The organism is Xenorhabdus cabanillasii (assembly GCF_003386665.1).
GTDB classification, from domain to species: domain Bacteria; phylum Pseudomonadota; class Gammaproteobacteria; order Enterobacterales; family Enterobacteriaceae; genus Xenorhabdus; species Xenorhabdus cabanillasii.
In genome coordinates, this window is the sequence record NZ_QTUB01000001.1 from 3301547 (window position 1) to 3327554 (window position 26008).

Annotated in this window: 11 protein-coding genes and 2 pseudogenes; 10 read left to right on the top strand and 3 right to left on the bottom strand. The window is 47.1% G+C overall.

The features are described from left to right. Positions 1–56: 56 nt before the first annotated feature. The 7 genes from BDD26_RS15030 (at position 57) to BDD26_RS20565 (ending at position 21097) form a co-directional block, all read left to right on the top strand. Positions 57–836, top strand: coding sequence for a lysoplasmalogenase (locus BDD26_RS15030; protein ID WP_115826987.1), 780 nt, complete (start codon positions 57–59; stop codon positions 834–836). Continuing rightward, positions 833–2236, top strand: coding sequence for a coniferyl aldehyde dehydrogenase (locus BDD26_RS15035; protein WP_115826988.1), 1404 nt, complete (start codon positions 833–835; stop codon positions 2234–2236). The genes BDD26_RS15030 and BDD26_RS15035 overlap by 4 nt, the downstream gene beginning before the upstream one ends. Before the next feature lie 854 nt (positions 2237–3090). Beyond that, a complete protein-coding gene (locus BDD26_RS15040) occupies positions 3091–18684 on the top strand; it encodes a non-ribosomal peptide synthetase (RefSeq protein WP_115826989.1) in 15594 nt (5197 codons plus the stop codon). A 285-nt stretch (positions 18685–18969) separates the two neighbouring features. Beyond that, complete coding sequence (locus tag BDD26_RS15045) at positions 18970–19233, top strand: hypothetical protein (RefSeq protein ID WP_115826990.1); 264 nt, start codon at positions 18970–18972, stop codon at positions 19231–19233. Positions 19234–19332: 99 nt separating this feature from the next. After that, positions 19333–20373 carry an IS630 family transposase gene (locus tag BDD26_RS15050; RefSeq protein WP_115825370.1) on the top strand — a complete coding sequence of 347 codons (1041 nt, stop codon included), beginning with the start codon at positions 19333–19335 and terminating at the stop codon, positions 20371–20373. A gap of 12 nt (positions 20374–20385) precedes the next feature. Beyond that, entirely contained in the window at positions 20386–20715 is a 330-nt protein-coding gene (locus BDD26_RS20865; protein ID WP_425330445.1) for a methyltransferase, read from the top strand. Further along, positions 20666–21097, top strand: a complete 432-nt coding sequence (locus BDD26_RS20565; protein WP_342353483.1) for a methyltransferase — start codon at positions 20666–20668, stop codon at positions 21095–21097. The genes BDD26_RS20865 and BDD26_RS20565 overlap by 50 nt, the downstream gene beginning before the upstream one ends. 154 nt (positions 21098–21251) lie before the next feature. Here BDD26_RS20565 and BDD26_RS15065 read toward each other — a convergent pair whose 3' ends face one another. Next, complete coding sequence (locus BDD26_RS15065; protein ID WP_115826993.1) at positions 21252–21671, bottom strand: type II toxin-antitoxin system VapC family toxin; 420 nt, start codon at positions 21669–21671, stop codon at positions 21252–21254. Beyond that, positions 21668–21902 (bottom strand): annotated as a pseudogene (gene vapB, locus BDD26_RS15070) (type II toxin-antitoxin system VapB family antitoxin). The gene BDD26_RS15065 and the pseudogene vapB overlap by 4 nt, the downstream one beginning before the upstream one ends. 469 nt (positions 21903–22371) lie before the next feature. On the opposite strand from vapB, the gene BDD26_RS15075 reads away from it, so the two are divergent. Continuing rightward, positions 22372–22791, top strand: a complete 420-nt coding sequence (locus tag BDD26_RS15075; protein ID WP_244922748.1) for a bleomycin resistance protein — start codon at positions 22372–22374, stop codon at positions 22789–22791. 66 nt (positions 22792–22857) lie between these two features. Here the strand turns inward: BDD26_RS15075 and BDD26_RS15080 are convergent. Continuing rightward, positions 22858–23088 (bottom strand): annotated as a pseudogene (locus BDD26_RS15080) (ISNCY family transposase); the annotation flags it as partial. Between the two features lie 473 nt (positions 23089–23561). On the opposite strand from BDD26_RS15080, the gene BDD26_RS15085 reads away from it, so the two are divergent. Together BDD26_RS15085 and BDD26_RS15090 are read left to right on the top strand one after the other, a co-directional pair. Then, positions 23562–24665, top strand: coding sequence for an NAD(P)/FAD-dependent oxidoreductase (locus tag BDD26_RS15085; protein WP_115826995.1), 1104 nt, complete (start codon positions 23562–23564; stop codon positions 24663–24665). A 207-nt stretch (positions 24666–24872) separates the two neighbouring features. Next, positions 24873–25973: an alkene reductase gene (locus BDD26_RS15090; protein ID WP_115826996.1), complete on the top strand. Its 1101-nt coding sequence runs from the start codon at positions 24873–24875 to the stop codon at positions 25971–25973. The last annotated feature ends 35 nt before the right edge of the window (positions 25974–26008 follow it).

The window sequence follows — 26008 nt, forward strand, 5'->3', positions numbered from 1 at the left end:
GCAGGTAAAAAAAATTCTGTTACTGTAAATAAGAAAGAAACCGTGGGGCGAGGCATATGTCATCAAATAATTGCACTTCTCGGCATGGATTGCATAACAAAATCGGATTGCTTTATACATTCCTTTCAGTTAGCGCCATAGCAGGCGCTTCACTCAGTACTTCTGTAAATCCAGCATGGATTTGGCTCCACTATCTGACTAAGCCCACCGCCACAGCCCTATTAGTGCTTTGGATTCTGTTGATCCGTGCACCTGTCTCAATGCGTTATCGCAACGCCATTGCTTTGGGACTTGCATTTGCTGTAGGTGGTGATTTCTTTTTGATGTTACCGAAAGACTATTTTTTGGCCGGACTATTTTGCTTCCTGCTCACACATTGCGCTTACATTTATGCTCTATGTTGCGACAGTGTTTATATTTCTGATATTAAAAACAATCAGTTAATTTCAAAATTTATAATTCTTCGTACGGTTTTCATTATATTTGCAGTTTTTATCATATTTGTAGTAATCGCATTATTAGCATTCATCGGACTGTGGAATAATCTACCTAACAGCATGAAAATGCCGGTTGCCATCTATGCTGCGATTCTGGCTTTTATGGCCGGGTTAGCGGTTAATAGAGCAATTATTTATCCATTTAAAAGCCCGACACCTCCGGCACAACATGCAGCGAATATTGCAGCTCTTGGCGGTGTCTTTTTTGCTATCAGCGATAGCATGCTCGCTTATGGACGTTTTTACTTTGAAACTCCGTTAAGTCCGCTCTTGGTACTCGGCACTTATTATATAGCTCAATGGTGTTTTGCCAGATCTGTGCTGAGGAGTGATCAATGACAGAATTAATCAACACCAAATTTGAAGCACTGCGCCAAGCATGGGAACAGAACCGACCTGATGAATACCAACGCCGAGATGATCTGCTGTGTTTGCGAGCAAATTTTAAAGCCAGCCTGAATGAAATGGTGGAAGCGGTTTCCTACGATTTCGGCCACCGTTCCAGCCACGAGAGCATAATGGCAGAAGCGATAATTGTGTTGAAAGAAATTGATCTTTGTCTGCGGTATCTTAAAAAATGGATAAAACCGCAAAGACGTAAGGCCGGATGGCAATTGTGGCCGGCAAAGGCTGAAATACGTTATGTACCGCTTGGAGTTGTTGGCATTATGGCACCGTGGAACTATCCGGTTAATCTGACTCTCACACCATTAATAGCAGCTCTTGCTGCGGGTAATCATGCATTTATCAAACCTTCGGAACATACGCCGCATACCAATGCCTATTTAGAAAAACTTCTAAGCAAAATTTTTCCTGAAAACCGTGTCAGTATTGCACAAGGCGGAGCAGATATTGCAGCCGCTTTTTCTGCCTTACCCTTTGATCACCTGTTTTTCACTGGCTCCAGGGCGATCGGTAAAAAAGTAATGGCTGCTGCCGCACAAAATCTCACTCCTGTTACGCTGGAACTTGGAGGTAAGTCTCCAGCACTCATTGCCCCCGATGCCGATCTGAAAAAAGCGGCTGCCCGCATTATAACCGGAAAGCTTTTCAATTCTGGACAAACCTGCATAGCACCAGATTATGTATTATTGCCGGAAAGCGAAATTGAGTCGTTTATTGCAGAGGTTAAGAAACAGATTTCACAACGCTATCCCCAACCAAACAACTTTCCAGACTATACAAGCATTATCAATAACAACCAGTATCAACGTCTTATCAAATTGCTTGAAGATGCAAGCATACGCGGTCATCAGATTATTCCGCTTATGCCTCTTATTGATCCGAAGCAAGCGCTTGAGCAACGTATTCTTGTTCCTACGCTAGTTCTAAACCCTAATGATGACAGTGCTATCATGCAGGAAGAAATTTTTGGTCCACTGATACCGATTAAAACCTACCGCTCTTATGATGAAGCAATCCATTATATTGCAAGCCGTGATCGCCCATTGGCCTTTTATTGTTTCAGCAAAAATAACAAGCAAATTGAGGCTGCTTTATTGCACATTGTTGCAGGTAGCATTTGCATCAATGACACGCTGTATCAATTTGCATGTACAGGTTTACCTTTTGGTGGCGTAGGTCCGAGCGGTATGGGGCAGTATCATGGCTATGAAGGCTTTAAAACCTTTTCCAAAGCCATGCCTGTTTTGCGCAAATACAATCTGGCACTGACAGATCAGCTACGTCCTCCCTATGGTAAGCGGATTAATATGATTATCCGTTTTTTAACACGATAAAAAACCTGCCTCAATATTTCAGACAAATTTGAAATAATTAGGACATATTCACACTAAATGCCAACAGATCTGATGCTGTTGGTCAGTTAAGTGGTAAGTAATTATTTATGTTATTGTTTATTTCAGGTATTAAATTCAATGAATTTTCATATTCATAATGTTTTACCATTATTAAAAAATGATACATACAAAAATTATTATTTAATTAAAAATTATTCCATTTCGGCATTAAATATAATTGTCGTTTACATTTACATTAGTTGTGTAATTTGATTATTATAAAATAATATGTAGTGAAGTTAGTTTATTTTTTATATGGGAAAATATACATGAACTCATAATAATATTGTGATAAATAACATTTTTATTTGGTTTTCTCCTTGATTGTTAGAAGCTATTGATATTTATAATCGCCTGATTTTATCTGAAATAATTTCAGTAAGAAATTAATGCTAAATGGAAAAAATACAGCAAGGACTTAGCGTTCATGCCAGTAGATATATTCAATAGATCCATTTTTATTTAGTTGTGGAATTCAGCGTCTATTAATCAAAAATCGCGGCAGACCAAGGACGCTTATCTAAAAAAAGGAAAAAAATGGAATACCCTCTCCCTGTTCATCAAATTAACCATTTATTCTTCTGTCTGGAAAATTATTGTCACATAATTTGGGGTTGTGCAGTTATTAACCAGACCATGACATCCAGCACCTGAGAGAAAGTATTGCCTGAGTATCTTCCGATGCTTGGCGTGCCCGTTGTTATTCCTCCTAAAAATAAAAGAAAAACATTTGTAATGGTTTCTGGGAATAACAATTTTCAAATATCCAATATATTCGTTGAGGTAGTAAATAGATGAAAGACAGTATTACCAGCAAGGAAAATACCCTTGAAGCGGGGTTAGTGAATGTGTCGTCAGAAAAGGTGAGTGATGACATATTTGCGGGAAAGTTTAATGGGTTATCTGAGGCTGAACGTATCCTGTTGCTGGAAACCTGGAACGCCACAGAAACCCCATATCCTGACCATGTATGTATTCATCAATTGTTTGAACAACAAGTAGAGAAAACTCCGGCTGCCGCAGCGTTAATCGCCGGGGATCAAACCCTGAGCTATGCGGAACTGAACGCCCGGGCCAACTGGCTGGCTTGTCAACTGATTGAACAGGGGATTTGCCTGGGTGACCATGTAGCGATCCTGTTAGAACGCTCAATCGAACTGGTGGTGGCTCAGTTAGCCATCCTTAAGGCTGGTGCGGTTTATGTCCCTGTCGATCCCAACATACCGGATGAACGGAAAAATTGGCTGATAAACGATTGTGCCGCCAAATTACTGCTGACGGATATGCAGTCGGAAATCCCGGCTGCATTAGTTGTCCCACGGCTTCTTCTTACCAGCAAGACAGAACCGATCCGTGAGGAAGAGCACCGCAATCTTGATTTATTGGGTGCCAGTACCGGGCCAGCGTATATCATGTACACCTCCGGTTCTACTGGTATACCTAAAGGGGTCATTGTGCCTCACCGGGCTGTCGTCCGGTTGGTTATCAATAATGGCTATGCTGACATCGAACCCAATGACCGGATAGCTTTCGCCGCTAATCCGGCTTTCGATGCCAGCACCTTTGAAGTTTGGGCACCGTTGCTCAACGGTGCTGCGCTGGTGGTTATTGATCATACCACGTTACTGACGCCGCGGGATTTTATCCAGACATTACAAGCGCATCGTATCACGGTCCTGTGGATGAGTGTCGGGCTTTTTAACCGGCTGGCGGAGGAGCTATCCCCGGTGCAGCCTCAACTTAAAATATTGCTGGTCGGGGGAGATGTCCTCGATCCGCATGTCATTGCTCAAGTGCTACGTAAGAATCCGCCACAAAAGTTATTAAATGCCTACGGTCCGAGTGAGGGAACCACGTTTACCGCGACCTACCTCATTCACGCGGTAACATCGGGTACGACTTCTATTCCTATTGGTCGACCCATTGCCAACACCCGGATTTATTTGCTGGATACTGATAGTCAGCCGGTGCCATTGGGGATGACCGGTGAGATTTATATCGGGGGTGATGGAGTGGCCTGCGGTTATCTCAATCGCCCTGAACTGACCGCTGAACGCTTTCTCACAGATCCATTTAGCGATAAACCGAATGCGCGTATGTACCGAACCGGAGATTTGGCCCGCTATCTGCCGGACGGTAATCTGGAATTCCTGGGGCGTAATGATCAGCAAGTGAAAATCCGTGGCTTCCGCATTGAACCGGGGGAAATTGAAGCCAGGCTGGTGGAATATCCGGCGATACGTGAAGCGGTGGTGCTGGCGTTAGGGGAGGGACAGGACAAACAACTGGTTGCCTATGTGCTGACCCAAGAGAATGAGGGATTGGCCGCCCGCCTGCGTGAACACCTGAGTGCGCGGTTGCCGGATTATATGGTGCCGGTAGCCTTTGTGCGTCTGGATGAATTCCCACTGACGCCGAATGGGAAATTAGATCGCCGGGCGTTGCCAGCTCCGGGGGAGGATGCCTTCGCCCGTCAGGTTTATGAAGCGCCGCTAGGAGAGATGGAGATTGTTCTGGCGACCCTTTGGCGCGAATTACTGGGTATTGAGCGTATCAGCCGACATGACAGTTTCTTTGCGTTGGGCGGTCATTCTTTGCTTGGTGTACGGCTGATTGAACGCCTGCGCAATCTGGGATTGACACTGGCCGCCCGTAACCTGTTTCAGTGCCCGGTGCTGTCAGAACTGGCCCAGACATTAGTGCAACATCAGACTGTAGTGATACCGCCGAATGTTATTACGCCAGCTATCACCGCGCTGACGCCGGCAATGTTGCCGCTGATTGATCTGACCCAGTCTGAGATTGATCACATTGTTGAACAGGTGCCGGGCGGGATTACCAATATTCAGGATATCTATGCTCTGTCACCGTTGCAGGACGGCATCTTGTTCCATCATCTGCTGGCGAAGGAAGGTGACCCCTATCTGCTGGCCTATCCGATGATTTTTGCTAACCGGGTGCTGCTGGATCGTTATCTGGCAGCAGTACAACAGGTGGTTGATCGCCATGACATCCTGCGGACTGCATTTATCTGGCAGGGATTATCTGCACCGGCGCAGGTGGTCTGGCGTCAAGTGCCTTTATCAGTCACTGAACTGACTCTGGACCCGGCTGACGGGTCAGTGGGTGAGCAATTGGCTCACCGTTTTGACCCACGTCACTATCGTTTTGATCTGAGTCAGGCCCCATTGTTGCGCTTTGTGGTGGCGCAGGAAACCGATGGCCGCTGGTATGTGCTGCAATTGCAGCATCACCTGATTGGCGACCACACGACAATGGAAGTGATGCACCGCGAAGTGCAGCTCTGCCTTGCCGGACAGGCTGACAACTTGCCGATACCGGTGCCTTTCCGCAATCTGGTGGCGCAGGCCAGGTTGAATGTCAATCAGGCAGAACATACCCGCTTCTTTACCGACATGCTGGCTGACGTGGAAGAACCGACGTTGCCGTTTGGTCTGACCGAAGTGCATCGTGACGGTTCGCAGGTCACACAATCGCACCGGATGTTATCGCCGGAGTTAAACGACCGCCTTCGTCAGCAGGCAAAACGTCTGGGCGTCAGTGTGGCAACCTTGTGTCATCTGGCCTGGGCGCAGGTACTGTCACGGATCAGCGGTCAGAATAAAGTGGTGTTTGGCACGGTGCTGTTCGGGCGCATGGCGGCAGGGGAAGGAGCTGACAGCGGCATGGGGCTGTTTATCAATACCTTACCGCTGCGGCTGGATATGAATGACACCCCGGTGCACGACAGTGTACGGCTGGCACAGTCCCGGCTGGCCGAATTGTTGGATTATGAACATGCTTCACTGGCGCTGGCTCAGCGTTGTAGCGGGGTAGCAGGCGGCATGCCACTGTTTAGTGCCCTGTTGAACTATCGGCATAATGAGCAACCGCTGATCCCACATGAGGTTGTACCGGGTATCGAATTCCTGGGTGAACAGGAACGGACCAACTATCCGTTTGTGCTGTCGGTAGAGGACGGGGGTGCTACTCTGGGGCTGACTGCGCAGGTAGTACAACCGTTTGAACCGGAGCGGGTATGTGGTTATATGCAACAGGCGCTGGCAAGTCTGGCAGAAGCACTGGAGCGGGCACCGGAAACACCGGTACGGGCCCTGAACATTTTGCCTGAAACGGAACGTAAATTATTGCTGGAAACCTGGAACGCAACTGAAACACCGTATCCTGAGCAGTTATGCATTCATCAGTTGATTGAACAGCAGGTAGAGAAAACGCCTGACGCTACAGCACTATTGTATGAAGGACAGACCCTCAGCTATGCCGAATTAAATGCCGATGCCAACCGGCTGGCCCATCAACTGATTGCACTGGGAATCGCGCCGGATCAGCGGGTAGCGATCTGCATGGTAAGCTCACCGGCGCGGGTAGTGGGATTGTTAGCGGTGCTGAAAGCCGGTGGTGCTTACGTGCCGCTGGACCCGGCTTATCCGGGAAAACGTCTGACGCATATTCTGAATAATGCTGCTCCCTCAATAATATTGGCTGATGAGACCGGACGGGCAGCGTTGAGTGAGGAGATGCTTGTCGGGCTGACTCTGCTTGATCCGAATACCTTGCCTGATCAACCGGACAGCAACCCGCAGATACCGACGCTGACTTCCCGTCATCTGGCCTATGTGATTTACACCTCCGGCTCTACCGGCGTACCCAAAGGGGTGATGGTTGAGCATCGTGGGCTGGTCAATCTTATCCGGGATAAAATTGTCCAGTTTGATATTCATTCCCATAGCCAGATGTTGCAATTTGCTTCATTTGGTTTCGATGCCAGCGTCTGGGAAACCATGATGGCGCTGACCGGTGGAGCCAGTTTGGCTATTCCGGCCGACACGGTTCGTCAGGATCCACACCGCCTCTGGCATTATCTGGAAGAGCAGGCGGTGACGCACGCATGTTTGACTCCGGCTCTGCTACGGGATGGCGCGGATTTACCGGCGCTGGCAATAAAGCCGACCGTGATACTGGGCGGTGAAGCGCCCGGCCCGGCGTTACTCCAGACATTGAGCCGTCAGACCACGCTGTTCAATGCCTATGGCCCGACAGAAATTACCGTATGTGCCACCCACTGGCGTTGTCCGTCAAACTATACCGATGAGTTGGTGCCTATTGGGCGTCCGACGGCGAATACCCGGGTTTATCTGCTGGATGACTACGGTCAGCCAGTGCCATTGGGGGCAGTGGGGGAGCTGTATATTGGTGGTGCCGGTGTGACACGTGGCTATCTTAATCTCCCTGACCTGACTGACGAACGTTTCCTGGCTGATCCGTTTAATGATGCCATTGATGCGAGAATGTATCGCACCGGAGATTTGGCCCGTTATTTGCCGGATGGCAATCTGGTGTTTGTTGGCCGTAATGACCAGCAGATTAAAATCCGTGGATTCCGGATTGAACCGGGTGAAATCGAAACGCGGTTGACAGAATATCCTGCGGTGCGCGAGGCGTGGGTGTTAGCGTCAGATGACGGGCAGGATAAACGTCTGATCGCCTATGTTGTGGCGAAAGAAGATAACGGATTGGCAGCCCGTTTGCGTGAACATCTGAGTGCTATTTTGCCTGATTATATGGTGCCGGCAGCTTTTGTGCGTCTGGATGCTTTCCCGCTGACGCCAAACGGCAAACTGGATCGGCGGGCGTTGCCGATGCCGGAGCAGAATGCCTTTGCCTGTCAGGTTTATACAGCGCCACAAGGGAAGACAGAAACTGCATTGGCGGCTATCTGGAGTGAATTATTAGGCATTGAACAGATCAGCCGGTATGACAACTTCTTTGCGTTGGGTGGTCATTCACTGTTGGCGGTACGGATCATGAATCGTATCGCCGCTTTCGGCGTCAAACTGCCACTGGTTGCCTTATTTACGTCACCGTCACTCGCGGCCTTTGCGGAGAAGATCAGCGCCAAGCGCAATGAGGGAAGGGATAGATTGTCTGAGATTATTCCTGTACCCCGTGATAGTGCTTTACCGCTGTCATTCGCTCAACAGCGTTTGTGGTTCCTGGCACAGTTTGATGGTGTCAGTGATACCTATCATATTCCGCTGGCACTGCACTTGCATGGTCAGCTTAATATTACCGCCTGGCAGCAGGCGCTGAATCGTCTGTTTGCCCGCCATGAAGCGTTGCGTTCCGTCTTTATCATGGCTGATGGTCAGCCTCAGGTTGAACTGTTGCCGGCGGAGTTTGGTCTGCAAGTAAAACAATACGATCTGCGTAATACACCTGAAGTGGATGAACAACTTAAGCTTCTGTGTGTACAGGAAGCAGAAACACCGTTTGATCTTGCCCGTGGTCCCTTAATCCGTTGCGCACTGATACAACGGACTGATGAGGATTACGTCTTCTTGCTGACTCAGCATCATATTGTGTCTGATGGTTGGTCTTTAGGGATATTGAAATCAGAGCTGAGCGCCCTTTATTCGGCTTACTTGAATGAACAGCCTGATCCATTACCCTCGCTGGTTATTCAATATCCTGATTATGCTGCCTGGCAGCGTAAAGTATTCTCTGGTGAAGGGTTGCGGGCGCAGAGTGATTACTGGCGCCGCACGCTGGCCGATGCCCCGGTATTGCTGGAATTGCCAACAGATCGGCCCCGTCCATCCCGGCAATCATTTACCGGTGGCCGGATACCTGTGCAGATTGATGCCACGTTGGTACAGGCCCTGAAACAGTTGGGACAGCAACACGGCACCACATTATTTATGACTTTGCTGACCGCCTGGGCGGCATTATTGTCGCGTTTGTCCGGGCAGGATGATCTGGTAATCGGCATACCGAGCGCCAATCGCAATCGGCGGGAGATCGAGCCGTTGATCGGATTCTTTGTCAATACTCTGGCATTGCGCGTTGATTTGTCCGGTACACCGGATATGGTCACACTGCTCCAGCGTGTGCGGCAGACGATACTGGGCGCGCAAGAGCATCAGGATCTGCCTTTCGAGCAGGTGGTTGAGATCGTACAACCGCCCCGCAGACCGGAACATACCCCGTTATTCCAGGTGATGTTTGCCTGGCAGGAGAGTGACACAGAAGAGTGGCAACTGCCGGGATTAGCGGTGACGCCAGCAGTACAGGGATACGATATTGCTAAATTCGATCTGCAACTGGAATTGACGGAGAAGGCGGGTGAGGTTGTTGGGGAACTGAATTATTCTTCTGCCCTGTTCGACCCTGAAACGATTGCAAGACAGGTCGGCTATTTACAGCGCCTATTGCGGGCAATGGTGAACCGTCCTCAACAATCAGTCACAACCGTGGATATTTTGTCATCCACTGAGCGGACATTATTGCTGGAAACCTGGAATGCGACCGTAGCGCCGTATCCTGACCAACTGTGTATTCATCAACTGTTTGAACAACAGGCAGAAAATTCCCCAGACGCCATAGCAGTAAGGTATGAAAACCAGACGCTCAGCTATGCTGAATTGAATGCCCGCGCCAACCGATTAGCGCATCAACTGATTGCATTAGGTGTAATACCAGACCAGCCGGTAGCCATTTGTGTGACGCGATCACTGGAGAGAATAGTGGGATTGCTGGCGGTGTTGAAAGCGGGCGGGGCCTATGTGCCGCTGGACCCTGCTTATCCGGGTGAACGTCTGGCTTATCTGCTCACTGATGCTGAGCCAACTATTTTGCTGGCAGATAATATTGGGCGGGCGGCATTAGGTGAAGAAACACTGAAAACGCTAACTGTACTCGATCCAAATACCCTGCCAGATCAACCGGACAGTAACCCGCAGGTCCCTGATCTCACCTCACGGCATCTGGCTTATGTGATCTACACTTCCGGCTCCACGGGCAAACCGAAGGGAGTGATGATTGAACATCAGAGTGTGGTTAACCTGACGCTGGAACAGATTGCCCAGTTTGATGTTGGTGTAACCAGCCGGATGTTGCAGTTTGCCTCATTTGGCTTCGATGCCAGCGTCTGGGAAATCATGGGGGCGTTGAGCAGCGGGGCTATGCTGGTTATTCCAACGGAAACAATCCGGCAAGATCCGCGCCGTCTTTGGCATTATCTGGAAGAGCAATCGGTGACGCACGCTTGTTTGACACCCGCCATACTCCAAGATAGCGCTGGTTTGCCAGAGATAGCCATAAAACCTAGATTAATTTTCGCAGGAGAAGCGCCGGCTACCGCCTTGTTTCAGACATTGTGTGGCCGGGCGGATTTGTTCAACGCTTATGGCCCGACGGAAATCACCGTTTGCGCCACCACCTGGAATTGCCCGTCAGACTATACGGGGGGATTAATTCCCATCGGTAGACCGACCGTTAACAAACGTATCTATCTGTTGGACAAACACAGTCAGCCAGTGCCGCTGGGCGCAGTAGGTGAGTTATATATTGGTGGTGTGGGTGTGGCCCGTGGCTATCTCAATCGTCCTGAACTCACTGCCGAACGTTTCCTGACAGATCCGTTTAGTGATGACGCTGATGCCCGGATGTATCGTACCGGGGACTTAGCCCGTTACCTGCCGGATGGCAATCTGGTGTTTGTCGGTCGTAATGATCAGCAGGTTAAAATCCGTGGTTTCCGTATTGAGCCGGGGGAAATCGAAGCGCACCTGACCGAACATCCGGCGGTGAGTGAAGCGTTGGTACTGGCACTGGGTGACGGTCAGGATAAGCGTTTAGTTGCCTATGTGGTAGCAAATAATGTAGTGGCAGAAGCGGATAACGGACTGGCCGCCAGTCTGCGTGAACATCTGAGTAATATTTTGTCTGACTATATGATACCGGCAGCTTTTGTGCGTCTGGATACCTTTCCGTTGACTCCGAACGGTAAATTGGATCGCCGGGCGTTGCCGGAGCCTGATCAACATGCCTTTGCCCGCCAGGTTTACGAAGCGCCGCAAGGGGAAATTGAACGCGCGCTCGCCACTATCTGGAGTGAATTGCTGGAGGTTGAACAGATTAGCCGGCACGATAGTTTCTTTGCGTTGGGTGGTCATTCGCTGCTTGCTGTGCGAATGATTGAACGTTTGCGTCGTATGGGACTGGGCGTATCGATCCAAACGCTATTTGAGCATCCGGTACTCAGTGTCTTGGCCCAGTCTCTGGCTCAACATTGTGAAATCAGGGTGCCTGACAACTGCATTACACCGGATATTATTACGCTGACGCCAGAAATGTTACCGTTAATTGATCTGACTCAGCCTGAGATTGACCACATCGTTGAACAAATTCCGGGCGGGATTGCCAACATTCAGGATATCTATGCCCTGTCACCGCTACAGGATGGCATTTTATTCCACCATTTGCTGGCAAACGAAGGCGATCCTTATCTTCTGATAACCCAACAGGCTTTTGCGGATCGGCCTTTGCTGGACCGTTATCTGGCCGCGGTTCAACAGGTGGTCGATCGTCATGATATTCTGCGTACCGCTTTTATCTGGGAGGGATTATCAGCTCCGGCTCAGGTAGTTTGCCGTCAGGTTCCCTTATTTATCACAGAATTGACACTCAATCCGGCTGACGGATCAATCAGTGACCAACTGGCTCAACGCTTTGATCCGCGACAGCATCGTATTGACCTGAGTCAGGCTCCGTTGTTGCGCTTTGTCATGGCTCAGGATACTGATGGCCGCTGGATTGTACTCCAACTGTTGCATCACCTGATTGGCGACCATACCACGCTGGAAGTGATGAACAGCGAAGTACAAGCGTATCTTACCGGACGGGGAGACAGCTTGCCGGTTTCGACACCTTTCCGTTATCTGGTAGCGCAGTCCCGGTTGGGCACCAGTCAGCCGGAGCATACCCGTTTCTTTACCGATATGCTGGCGGCGGTGGATGAGCCGACGCTGCCGTTCGGATTGACGGAAGTACATCATGACGGCTCGCAGGTGACGGAATCACACAGAATGCTGACGCCTGCACTGAATAACCGTCTGCGTAATCAGGCCCGGCTTTTGGGCGTCAGTGTGGCGTCGCTGTGTCATTTGGCCTGGGCGCAGGTGTTGTCGCGTACCAGTGGCCAGAAGCAAGTGGTGTTTGGCACGGTGCTGTTTGGACGTATGCAGGCTGGTGAAGGCACCGACAATGGCATGGGACTGTTTATTAATACCCTGCCGTTACGGTTGGATATGGATGAAACCCCGGTACGGGAGAGTGTACAGGCCGCCCATACCCGATTGGCGGGGTTATTAGCACATGAACATGCATCACTGGCACTGGCTCAACGTTGCAGTGGGGTAGCCAGTGGGACACCACTGTTCAATGCGTTGTTGAATTACCGACATAATACACAGCCGGTCACGCCGGATGAAATCATCAGCGGAATTGAATTCCTTGGCGCACAGGAGCGGACCAACTATCCGTTTGTGTTGTCGGTAGAAGATGGGGGTTCCGATTTGGGGCTGACTGCCCAGGTAGTACAGCCATTTGATCCAAAAAGAATATGCGGTTATATGCAGCAGGCTCTGGAGAGCCTGGCAGAGGCGCTTGAGCAGGCACCGGAAACGCCGGTACAGATGTTGGAAATCCTGCCGGAAACGGAGCGCACATTGTTGCTGAAAACCTGGAATGCGACCGAAACAGCGTATCCTGACCAACTGTGTATTCATCAACTGTTTGAACAACAGGCAGAGAATGCCCCGGACGCCACAGCGTTGGTATATGAAAACCAATCCATTAGCTATGCGGAATTGAATCTCCGCACTAACCGGCTGGCGCATCAGCTTATTGCGCTAGGTGTCGCGCCGGATCAACCGGTGGCGATTTGCGTGGCAAGTTCACCAGCGCGGATAGTGGGGCTGTTGGCAATATTGAAAGCGGGTGGTGCCTACGTACCGCTGGATCCCGCTTATCCGGGTGAACGTCTGATTCATATTTTGACCGATGCTGCACCGGCTATTTTGTTGGCAGATAATACCGGGCGTGCCGCACTGGGTGAAGAAGCACTGGCGAAATTAACCGTATTTGACCCGAATACCCTGCCTGATCAGCCGGACAACAACCCACAAGTCGCTGCATTGACCTCCCGTCATCTGGCCTATGTGATTTATACTTCCGGCTCGACGGGGACGCCGAAAGGGGTGATGGTTGAACACCGCGGGCTGGTCAACCTTATCCGGGATAAAATCAGCCAGTTTGCCATTCACTCCCATAGCCGGATGTTGCAATTTGCTTCATTTGGTTTCGATGCCAGTGTCTGGGAAATTATGATGGCATTAGGCAGTGGCGCCAGCCTGGTTATTCCTGACGATGCTGTTCGTCAGGATCCGCGCCGCCTCTGGCATTATCTGGAAGAACAGGCAGTGACTCATGCCTGCCTGACACCTGCTCTGCTGCGGGATGGTGCGGATTTACCGGCGATGACCATCAGACCAACATTAATACTGGGCGGTGAGGCTCCTGGTGTGGCTTTGCTCCAGGCACTGCGTGACCGGGCAACGGTATTCAATGCTTATGGCCCGACAGAAATAACCGTTTGTGCCACCACCTGGTGTTGTCCATCAGACTATCAGGGGGGATTCATTCCTATTGGACGTCCGACATCTAATACCTGTATTTATCTGCTGGATGCACTCAGTCAGCCGGTGCCATTGGGGGCAGTGGGGGAGTTGTATATTGGTGGTGTCGGTGTTGCCCGTGGCTATCTCAATCGTCCTGAACTGACTGACGAACGTTTTCTGGCTGACCCGTTTAGTGATGCAATTGATGCGAGAATGTATCGCACCGGAGATTTGGTTCGCTACCTGCCGGACGGCAATCTGGTTTTTGTTGGTCGTAATGACCAGCAGATTAAAATCCGTGGTTTCCGCATTGAACCGGGGGAAATTGAAGTTCGGTTGACAGAACATTCCGCGGTACGTGAAGCGCAGGTATTGGCACTGGGTGATGGGCAAGACAAGCGTCTGGTTGCCTATGTGGTGGCAGAAGCGGATAAGGGACTGGTTAACCGTCTGCGTGAACATCTGAGCGCGTCATTGCCTGATTACATGTTACCGGCGGCCTTTGTATGTCTGGACGCCTTCCCGCTGACCCCTAACGGTAAACTGGATCGCCGGGCGCTACCGGTGCCGGGGAAGGAAGCTTTTGCGCGTCAGATTTACGCGGCGCCACAAGGGGAAACGGAAACCACACTCGCCGCTATTTGGCATGACCTACTGGGCGTTGAGCAGATAAGCCGGTATGACAGTTTCTTTGCATTGGGTGGTCATTCATTGCTCGCGGTACGCATGGTCGAACGTTTGCGTAACCTGGGTTTAACGCTGGCAGTACGTGACCTGTTCCAATCTCCTGTACTGTCTGAACTTGCTCAAACTTTGAAACTGAATCAGGGCGAAGGCGTGCCTGCCAACGTTATTACACTGGCAACGACGGAGTTAACACCGGAAATGTTACCGTTAATCGATCTCACTCAGTCTGAGATTGATCACATCGTTGAACAAATACCGGGCGGGATTACCAATATTCAGGATATCTATGCCCTGTCACCGCTACAGGACGGCATTCTGTTCCACCATCTATTGGCAAACGAAGGTGACCCGTATTTACTGGCTGGTCAGATGGCTTTTGCGGATCGGCCTCTGTTGGACCGTTATCTGGCAGCGGTTCAACAGGTAATTGATCGCCATGATATCCTGCGTACCGCTTTTATCTGGGAAGGATTATCTGTTCCTGCTCAGGTGGTTTGCCGTCAAGTGCGATTGTCAGTGACAGAATTAACACTGGATCCAGCTAACGGGCCAGTCAGTGACCAGTTAGCTCAACATTTTGATCCGCGCCGGTATCGTATTGATTTGGGACAGGCGCCGTTGCTGCGCTTTGTTGTGGCACCGGATACCGATGGCCGCTGGATTGTACTCCAACTGATGCATCATCTGATTGGTGATCATACCGCGTTAGATGTGATGAGCAATGAAGTTCAGGCCTATCTTGATGGACAGGAAAACAATCTGCCTGCGCCAACACCTTTCCGCAATCTGGTGGCGCAGGCCCGGCTGGGGGGAAGTCAGGAGCAACATGTTCGCTTCTTTACCGACATGTTGGCTGAGGTGGATGAGCCTACGTTGCCGTTCGGATTGACAGAGGTTCATCATGATGGCTCGCAAATTACAGAATCGCACCGGATGTTGACCGCAGAGCTGAATGACCGCTTACGCCGCCAGGCCCGGCGTCTGGGCGTTAGCTTGGCCGCCTTGTGTCATCTGGCCTGGGCGCAGGTGTTGTCGCGTACCAGCGGACAGGAACAAGTGGTATTCGGCACGGTATTGTTCGGACGTATGGCAGCCGGTGAAGGTGCAGACAATGGCATGGGACTGTTTATCAATACCTTACCGCTACGGCTGGATATGGATAATACCCCGGTACAGGACAGTGTACAGGTGGCACATCGCTGGCTGGCGGGATTGTTGACACATGAACATGCATCACTGGCGCTGGCTCAACGTTGCAGTGGGGTGCGAGGCGGAACACCACTGTTCAGTACCTTGCTGAACTATCGGCACAACGCATTACCGACGGCTTCGAATGAAATCATGGATGGTGTTGAATTCCTTGGCGCACAGGAGCGGACCAACTATCCGTTTACGCTGTCCGTGGAAGATTTTGGTGAAGCACTGGGTTTAACCGCGCAAATTGTCCAGCCATTTGAACCGGAGCGGGTATGTGGTTATATGCAACAGGCGCTGGAAAGTTTGGTGGAAGCACTTGAACAGACCCCGGAAATGCCGGTGCGGATGCTGGAAATCCTGCCTGAGACAGAGAGAGATTTGCAGCTGAAAACCTGGAACGCAACTGAAACAGCGTATCCTGACCAACTGTGCATTCATCAACTGTTTGAACAACAAGTGGCGAAAAATCCTGACGCCACGGCGTTGATCTATGAAGAGCAAGCTTTCAGTTATGCGGAGCTGAACGGTTGTGCTAACCGGCTGGCTCATCAATTAATTGAACTGGGTGTGCAGCCTGATCAACGGGTGGCGATTTGTGTGGAGCGTTCATCATCAAGGATAGCGGGGCTATTGGCAGTACTGAAAGCGGGTGGCGCCTACGTACCACTGGATCCCGCCTATCCGGGTGATCGTCTGGCTTATATGCTGAATGATGCCGCCCCGTTGGTGGTACTGGCGGATAATACCGGGCGTGCCGCACTGGGTGAAGAAGCACTGGCGAAATTAACCGTACTTGACCCGAATTTCCTGCTTGATCAGCCGGACAACAACCCGCAGGTTCCAGCGTTAACTTCACGGCATCTGGCCTACGTGATTTATACTTCCGGCTCGACCGGTATGCCGAAAGGGGTGATGGTTGAACATCGTGGGTTGGTTAACCTTATCCGGGATAAAATCAGCCAGTTTGGTATTCATTCCCATAGCCGGATGTTGCAATTCGCTTCATTTGGTTTCGATGCCAGCGTCTGGGAAATCATGATGGCATTATGTGGTGGCGCCAGCCTGGTTATTCCTGACGATGCTGTTCGTCAGGATCCGCGCCACCTCTGGCATTATCTGGAAGAACAGGCAGTGACTCATGCCTGCCTGACACCTGCTCTGTTGCGGGATGGTGCGGATTTACCGGAGATAAACATAAGACCAACCTTGATACTGGGCGGAGAAGCTCCCAGTGCGGCGCTGCTCCAGGCACTGCGTGGCCGGGCCACGCTGTTCAATGCTTATGGCCCGACAGAAATCACAGTATGTGCCACCACCTGGCGTTGTCCGGCAGATTATATTGATGCATTAACGCCTATCGGACGTCCGACGGCCAACACCAGTGTTTATCTGCTGGATGCCTGTGGCCAGCCGGTTCCGTTGGGGGCGGTAGGGGAATTGTATATTAGTGGTGACGGTGTAGCGCGCGGCTATCTCAATCGTCCTGATCTGACCGCTGAACGTTTCCTGGCTGACCCGTTTAGTCAGATACCGAATACACGGATGTACCGAACCGGGGATTTAGCCCGTTATTTACCGGATGGGAACCTGATATTTGTTGGCCGTAACGACCAGCAAGTTAAAATCCGGGGATTCCGTATTGAACCGGGTGAGATTGAAGCCCGGCTGACGGAGTATCCGGCGGTGCGTGAAGCTATCGTACTGGCTCTGGGTGATGGACAGGATAAACGTCTGGTGGCTTATGTGGTGGCACCAGCGGATGAGGGATTGGTTAGCTGTTTGTATAACCATCTGAGAGCACTGTTGCCTGACTACATGATACCGGCGGCTTTTGTACGTCTGAACGCATTTCCGCTGACCCCTAACGGTAAGCTGGATCGCCGGGCACTGCCGGAGCCTGATCAGAATGCCTTTGCTCATCAAGCCTATGAAGCGCCGCAGGGGGAGGTTGAGATCACATTGGCGGCTATCTGGCGTGAATTGCTGGAGGTTGAGCAAATAGGCCGGTATGACAATTTCTTTGCGTTGGGTGGACACTCACTGCTCGCTATGCGAATGATAAACCTTGCCGCAGGTCGTGGTTTGATGTGTACATTGAATAACCTATTCCAATTCCCTGTACTGGCTGAACTGGTATCAAAAATCACATTAGATCCACTGTCTCAGCCGCAAAGCAGTGCGATACCTGTGCGGCCATTCGGAATGGAACCGCCGCTATTCTTTGTGCCCAGCGGCATGGATGACTACTCCTATGTGTTTGGATTAGCTCAACATATTCAGTCAGACTATCCGATTTATGCATTGCCCTGGCCATCCATCAATGAAGAGCAGGTATCGACTATTGAAGCATTGGCCGCCAAAATGATCACCTTTATGAAGGCGGTTCAACCGGAAGGCCGATACCGGATCTACGGTTACTCTTCTGGTGGTGTACTGGCTTATGCCATTGCTCAGCAACTTTTGGACGCCGGTGAGACCGTCGATTTCCTGGGTTTGATTGATACGCCTGCTCCTCACTGCTTCAAGCAGCAGGTCATTCAACCAAAACTTCAGTTTCTTGCTGAACTGGCAAAACAGTCGGGTAGGGAGCATAAAGAGGAGATTGCGGTATTGCATCAGAGAATCGATAAACTGAATTTGGTGCAATTTATTGCCGCAGCGCAAGAACTGGAACTATACCCGGCAAACCTGAGTCCTGACTTAATCGCAAGACGTTGGGAACAGATGGGAAATTATGTACAAATGGTCAAAGAATATGAACCACAAGCGTTGACGATAACGCTCCACCAGTTCTATGCGACAGAATCTTATCCGCGGATCCCTTTCGTGACAGAAGCCACATTACCTTCCTTGAGTATGGAACCATCATTAGGCTGGAAGCAGGTCGTGCCTGATTCTTCGCTCCAGCTAACATCTGTACCGGGTGACCACTTTAGCCTGATGGAGGATAGTGAAAATAAAACCATTCTGGCTAAAACCTTAAGTATGGCGTTGGCAATGAATTGTGAAGCGGAGGCGGTGTAATGTCAGTGATATTGCAGGAATAGCAAGCGATTATTGACGAAGATATTGTCCGGTTAAAGATGTTTATAATGGCCGGACATTTTTTCCCAAATAGAATTAAGGTAAAAAATATTAGATGTAATTAGATAAATATTAGATAAATATGACTTGACCTCAAGTTAGCTTGAGGTTTTAGGGTATGTCCATTAACCAGAAGAAATAAAAATGAATACGTTTATTTAAACCTAACAGATTTCAAAATTAGGCAAATCAATCTATTTAAAAATCTGAATCAGGAGAATAATAATGTCATTGGAAATAGTGACTGCCTATCGTAAATCAAATGCACTATTTGCTTTTGTAGACAGCAACGCACCATTATATTTAAGTACCCAAGATGGCAAAACAGTGGAACAAATTTCTCAGTTATGCAATGTTTATCAAGATAGATTCCATAGACTATTGGATTATATGCAAACACTCAATGTGTTAACAAAAAAAGAGGATAAATTTTACCTTACTGAACAATGGGCATCACTCAGTGATCCAAACAGCTTTGAAACGTTATAAATAAGCTTTCAAAATAGTAGATCACTTGAAGGGAACTCAGCCCGGTTTTTGCGATCTGATTAATCGCCAAATCAAAAAAATCCCAAAATGGACTGAGTAATGCCAATCATAGCACCCATACCCCGAAGTGAACGACGTCAGATGAAAAAATTTATTCATAAAACCCGGGATAAAGATTATGCACGCCGACTCATGGCACTCTTAATGTTACATGAAGGCAAGACCGTTTCTGCCATCTCCAGAACCCTTCATTGTTCACGTTCTTCGGTTAATCGTTGGATAAATTGGTTTACATTATATGGGCTGGAAGGATTAAAAAGTTTACCGTCAGGAAGACCTGCTATCTGGAATTTAGCACCACTTTTTAGTTTGCTGTCGTTCTTATTACAGCACTCCCCACAGGATTTTGGCTGTCTGCGTTCACGTTGGAGCATTGAGCTGATTACTCGAATAATCAATGAATTATTCTGTTTGTCGCTTTCGCAAAGTACGTTCTATCGTTATTTCTGTCAGGTCGGTATTGTCTGGCGAAGGGCAGCACCTACCGTAAAAAAGCCTGATCCTGAGTATGACGAAAAAATGGCAAAAATCACTGAAGCTTTATCCAACGTGTCAGAACCACATCCTGTTTTTTACGAAGATGAAGTCGATATTGACCTTAACCCAAAAATCGGGGCGGACTGGTGTCTGAAAGGGCAACAAAAACGGGTCATGACGCCGGGAAAAAATCAAAAACACTACCTCGCGGGCTGCCTTGACGCCCAAACAGGCCAAGTGACTTATGTCAGCGGTATAAAGAAAAATTCTGATTTATTTATCAACATGTTAAAGGAACTGAATGGCCAATATCGCCATGCAAAAAACATCACGTTGATTTTAGATAACTATGGCATTCATAAAAGCCGGAAAGTCAGGGCATGGCTAAAACAAAATCCTAAATTTAATTTGTTGTTTTTACCGGTCTATTCGCCATGGATAAATAAGATTGAACGCCTATGGCAATCATTGCATGAAACCGTCACACGGAATCATTGTTGTCAGTATATGTGGCAACTCTTGAAATGCGTTGAAGCGTTTATTAACGCATTTTCATCAGGGCAACAACCGGGAATGAGAAAAATGGGTGTATCACTATTATGAAAACTTATTTATATAAAGTTCGAATTAGATCCTGCCTTTTGGAGTGCTTGGTCACAATACAGTACGTCCTTAAGTAAAACAAATGAAAAATCTGCTTTTGAACTTACCCATCATGAGCCATTTTTTGATTATCTCAGTCATGAACATAATAAAACTATCAAAACGATTTTTGATAATTTTTTGGCGAAAATGGCCAATGAGATGGATAAACATATTATTGAACATATCCCTCTAAATGGTATTTCCTCATTTATTGACATTGGGGGTGGGGTAGGCTCTTTTTTCAAAAAAGATAAAAATGAATTATCCACATGTCCAATGTCACGTCTTCGATCAATATGATTTTACCAGGCTAGAATCAGAAGGGGTTACTTTCATTAATGGCAATTTCTTTTCTGCTATTCCATCAGGATATGATGCTTACAGCATAAAAAATGTTTTGGATGATTGGCCAGATAATCAAGCTATTGATATTCTAAAAAATTGCCATAAAGCAATGCGGGCGGATTCCGTTTTATATGTTATAGATATAATTAAAGGACCCAATGATGCAGTGTCATTTGATTTATACATAGATACCATTTTGTTAGGCCGGAGAAGGTATCAATCAGAATTTGAATTTATGGCAAAACAGTCTGGATTATCTATTACAAATATCTACAACTTGAATTTTTCCACAGAAAATGGCAGCTACTACATTATTGAAATGAAAAATTCAACCTAAACCAGAGCAAGTTCATTGTTATGCCATCCCGAATGTTAACGTTATCCGTGAAGATTTTGATATGGAATAATCCCCTAATCAGAGACCATCAGCAGTTATCCATTGATTGATCTGTAAGTATTGGGCTTTGTGCTTGTTCCTATCATCGCTGGTTTTAAGGTTTTGTCCAATCTTCGAGTTTAAGCCCTTCGACTCGAGAAAATTCACGGGTATTATTTGTTATCAATATTGCATTAACCGCGATTGCATGACCGGCTATTGCTGTATCATTATTGCCTATTGACATTCCAGCATCAGATAAACATTTTTTTATCAAAACTGTTGCGTCTATTGCTTTCTTATCCCAAGCCAGAATAGCATCAAGACGTTCACAAAATGCGTCAACTAAAACATTATGTTTAGGTGATGCTTTTTTTCCTATTGCGCCAAAACGCATTTCTGAATAGGTGATTGCTGAAACCACAATAGTATGGCGTTTCATCACACACTCTTGCAATTTTTCAAGCAGATATACGGGTCGTTCTCTCATAATGAAAGAGCAAATGTTTGTATCAAGCATGTAGACCTTTTTCACAGAATAACCCGCCCATCTTCGATAACATCATTACGTTCAGTCAGGAAATCATTATCTGCTTTTTCTTCTTCTTTAAATGAAAGCCAATTAAGTTTTGCTGGGCGTAGGATGATGCTATCACCATCACGGACAATCTCTAATTCGTTCACTCCATCAAAGTCAAAATCTTTCGGTAAGCGAATGGCTCGGTTATTACCATTTTTTAAACACAGAAACTGTTCTTGTTTTCATAATACACCCTCCCTACTCACTGAATAATTAGGCATATGTATGGTATATGCTAAGTCAAGCATATGTCAACATATTTTTTGTTAATCCAATACAAGTCTTCAGGGTAGTTTTCAATGTAGATTCGTTGCTCATTAGCAGCTTCCGTTCACCATAATTTCTTATTCTATAAAATTTGTTTGCAAGTTGCCTACGACATGTTGACAGCTACAGTAATGTTATTTGCAATTTGTATACAACGCCAATTGAGAGCGTTTTTTTATTGGATAGGATAGTAAGAGATCGTTAGGAAGGTGATTTCTTTGCTAGAGATGGAAATGCTAATCATAGAGCTTTTATTTTTAGCTTGAATTGTCAAGGCTAAGTAGAAATGTCCGCCTTTCAGCAAAGTTGAAATGTCCTGATTTATGCGTGTATTATAAATAAATATCTCAATTTAAGTTAAATGTGAACGCAGAGAAAAACCTCAATAATGACAAAGATGAAAGAGCGCTATTGGAACCGCATGGTTCCCGAACTAACCGTCACCGATTTCCAAATATCCCTATATTTTTACGTTGATATTCTTGGCTTTACTATAATGTTCAAGCGAAATGAACCTGAATTTGCTTACATTAATTTTGGGGAAGCTCAATTAATGCTTGAGCAACAGCACACTGAAGGCTGGAATACAGCTGAACTTATTAGACCACTAGGACGCGGGGTTAATTTCCAAATTGAAGTTGATGATATAGATCCCATTCTCTCCCGGCTCAATGAGAACAATATTAAATTATATCAAAATGTTAAGTTGAATCATTACATCACAGGAGATGACGATTCTTGTCAAAGAGAATTCTTAGTTCAAGATCCAGATGGTTATCTTCTGCGTTTCAGCCAGTATCAAGAATAACAGGGAATGGTTTTTGTGTAGACCTGATTATTCAGGCTTTACTGCTAAATTAATGGCATCCAGATATTACCCAGTATGATTGGTTGCTTTCGCTCCAAATATTTCCTCTGATGATCGTGACTGAAGTTTTACCAGAGCGTTGAGCATATCGTCATAATTTAAAGCACGTTGAGATTTCTTTTCTGTCGACTGTTTACGGCTCTTGCTAGGTGGATCATCACCAGCAGGTATGCTTTGTGAGCGACTATTATCGAGTTTATCTTGAACTAATTTAACAAACTCTAAGGTGCGACCCAAAACTTAGCCCAGAGAGGACATTACAACTTTGCTATTACATCATTGGTTCGCCTAATGTATATTATGTTAAATTTAATTGATAGGCCATTGAGTTCATCATTATCTTTTTTCCACTTCAGAATAATCATAAAGTTACTTGTCTTTCTAAATGCTAATAGATTTTGATTGAACAGATATACCTATCCCCTGCTCATTGGTAATGGAATGAAAAACACGGAACTGTAGTAGAGAAATTAGTTCGACCAAAAAACTGTATCGTATGTAAATGTATCCTGGCCGATATGGGTTACAGTTCCTATAAATAACGACAACACAAAAACAACTTTGTCCTTATGGCCTTTTTTCATAATGAGTAAAGTATATTGGGAAAAGGACAGATAAAGGAATTGACAAACTACAGCATATTTTCTCTTGCTGAACATTATGCTTATAATCTATTTTTTAAGTGCATAATAATAGACAGATTATGAACCATGAATACGACGAAAAATAATAAAATTGTTATTGTTGGTGCCGGTTTTGTAGGCACAACGCTGGCATGGTGTTTATCTTGCCACTATAATGGCGAAATTATCCTGATTGATAAAGGACAGGCGGGTAACGGAGTGACTAAACAGGCCTTTGCATGGCTCAATGTTTCTTATGGTAGACCGGATGCTTACAGCAAACTCAGGCAGCAGGCAATCAATGAGTGGCATTATCTCGACAGACAGACAAACGGAAAGTTAAATATAAATTGGTCAGGTGCTATCAGTTGGCAGGAAACTGAATCTGCAACCCGTGAATTTATCGATGCTTATAGTGAATCGGACTTTAATGTTAAAGCATTGACGAAAACTGAACTTCAGACACTGGAACCACAGCTTGCAACCCTCCCGGAGCTTGCTGCCTTTGCAACAGAAGAAGGTGCTGTTGATCCTCTTCACGCAACACAAGTACTTTTACAGGAAGCCCTAAACAACGGTGTCACCTATCTACCGGAAACGGAAGTGACTGCCATTAACTATGATGGCAAACAAATTCTCGGAATTGCTACATCACAGGGAGTTATCTGTGCTGATCAGGTTATACTAACTGCCGGTGTCGGTATAATTTCTCTGATGGAAAAATTGGGGGAACAACTTCCCTTATCTGCATCTCCTTCTATCATCGTGCAATATCAACATCAGGCTGAAACTCCTTTTGTACGCCACATTATCTCAACTCCTGATATGGAAGTACGTCCGATATCAGGAACAACTTTGCTTGCAGCAGAAGATTATTTAAATGATTGTCCTGAAAACAGCGCTACATGTATCGCACTGAATGCCTTACCTGTCATAAAAAAAGCCTTTATAGGCAGTGATAGTCTATGCTTAGGAAAGGCTTCTGTTGGCATGCGCCCAATTCCTAAAGATGAAATGCCCATTGTTGGAAAAGTTGCTGATTATCGTGGCTTATATATGATCAGCATGCATTCAGCAATTACACTTGCACCACTGATATGTCGATTGGCGCAGGAAGAAATAATAAATGACACAGAACAGGCTGCGTTAAATCCATACAGACTAACACGCTTTAGTGCTGAAGGCTTATGATCACCCTTTGCGTGATTTTCGCTAATCGCACAGTCTGATTGGTTTTCAGTGGATTACCGGGTGATTAGCATGTTCCGCTCCCTTTCCTATCATTGTATTTTTGCAATATCAGTAAAAGACTTCTGCGTTTATTGCTCTTTTTTAGAGTAATTTATCTCATGATAATAAAACCCTTCTTAATCAAATATTACCTATATGAGATTTATTATGCTTTTTGAACACTATTCTCTGAATGGCTTGTTGTTATCTAATCGTATTGTTATGCCACCGATGACTCGTTCGCGGGCAGGAGCAGACGGTGTAGCTACTGATTTGATGGCTCAATATTATGCACAACGTGCCAGTGCAGGGCTTATTATCAGCGAAGGGACACAAATCAGTCAGCAGGGACAAGGATATGCATGGACACCGGGTATTTATAAACCTGAGCACGTAATAGGATGGAAAAAAGTAACAGATGCAGTACATAAGGCAGGTGGCAAAATTTTTGCTCAATTATGGCATGTAGGACGAGTTTCACACACTATTCTGCAACCTAATAATGCTGCGCCTGTTTCTCCCTCTGCCCTTCAAGCAGAAGGCGTAAAAGTTTTTGTGGATGTTGAAGGCCGTGGACCTGAACATGGTTTCGGTGAAATGGTACAACACTCGCAGCCACGAGCACTGGCACTTGATGAAATTCCTGATATCGTAGCTGATTATGTTCAAGCAGCAAAAAATGCTATTGCAGCAGGTTTTGATGGCGCAGAGCTTCATGCAGCGAATGGTTATCTGATTAATCAGTTTATTGACTCCCAGTCTAACTTACGGGATGACGAGTATGGCGGAACTTTACAAAAACGGTTACGTTTTTTGAAAGAAGTCGCTATGTCAGTAGCTGCCGCAATAGGTAAAGATAAGCTAGGTGTTCGCCTGGCACCACTCACAACCCTGATGGGCTCAAAAGACGATACCCCCGAAGCAACTTATCTGGCTGCCGCGAGTGTGCTTAATGATATCGGAGTGGCCTATGTTCATATTGCTGAAGCGGATTGGGAAGATGCTCCTGTTATGCCAGTCGCCTTCAAAGAAGCGTTCCGCATGATTTATCACGGTACGCTGATATATTCTGGAAAATACACATTGGAACGCGCTGAAGAAGCTCTGACTAAAGACTGGGCGGATCTGATCGGGTTTGGCCGTTCTTTTATTGCTAACCCAGATCTACCCTACCGTCTTGCCAATGGGCTGGAACTAAACCAGCCGATAAGAGAGAAATTTTTCGGGGGCAATCAGGAAGGTTATACCGATTATCTGGCGATAAGCTAACAGAAATATATACCTTTCGTTTTTCAAGTTGCCTC

Bases quoted from the DNA above. Each gene is read 5' to 3' on its own strand.
- BDD26_RS15040 (WP_115826989.1), top strand. From the start codon at position 3,091: ATGAAAGACAGTATTACCAGCAAGGAAAATACCCTTGAAGCGGGGTTA.
- BDD26_RS15075 (WP_244922748.1), top strand. From the start codon at position 22,372: ATGACAAAGATGAAAGAGCGCTATTGGAACCGCATGGTTCCCGAACTA.
- BDD26_RS15035 (WP_115826988.1), top strand. From the start codon at position 833: ATGACAGAATTAATCAACACCAAATTTGAAGCACTGCGCCAAGCATGG.
- BDD26_RS15045 (WP_115826990.1), top strand. From the start codon at position 18,970: ATGTCATTGGAAATAGTGACTGCCTATCGTAAATCAAATGCACTATTT.
- BDD26_RS15050 (WP_115825370.1), top strand. From the start codon at position 19,333: ATGCCAATCATAGCACCCATACCCCGAAGTGAACGACGTCAGATGAAA.
- BDD26_RS15090 (WP_115826996.1), top strand. From the start codon at position 24,873: ATGCTTTTTGAACACTATTCTCTGAATGGCTTGTTGTTATCTAATCGT.
- BDD26_RS15030 (WP_115826987.1), top strand. From the start codon at position 57: ATGTCATCAAATAATTGCACTTCTCGGCATGGATTGCATAACAAAATC.
- BDD26_RS15085 (WP_115826995.1), top strand. From the start codon at position 23,562: ATGAATACGACGAAAAATAATAAAATTGTTATTGTTGGTGCCGGTTTT.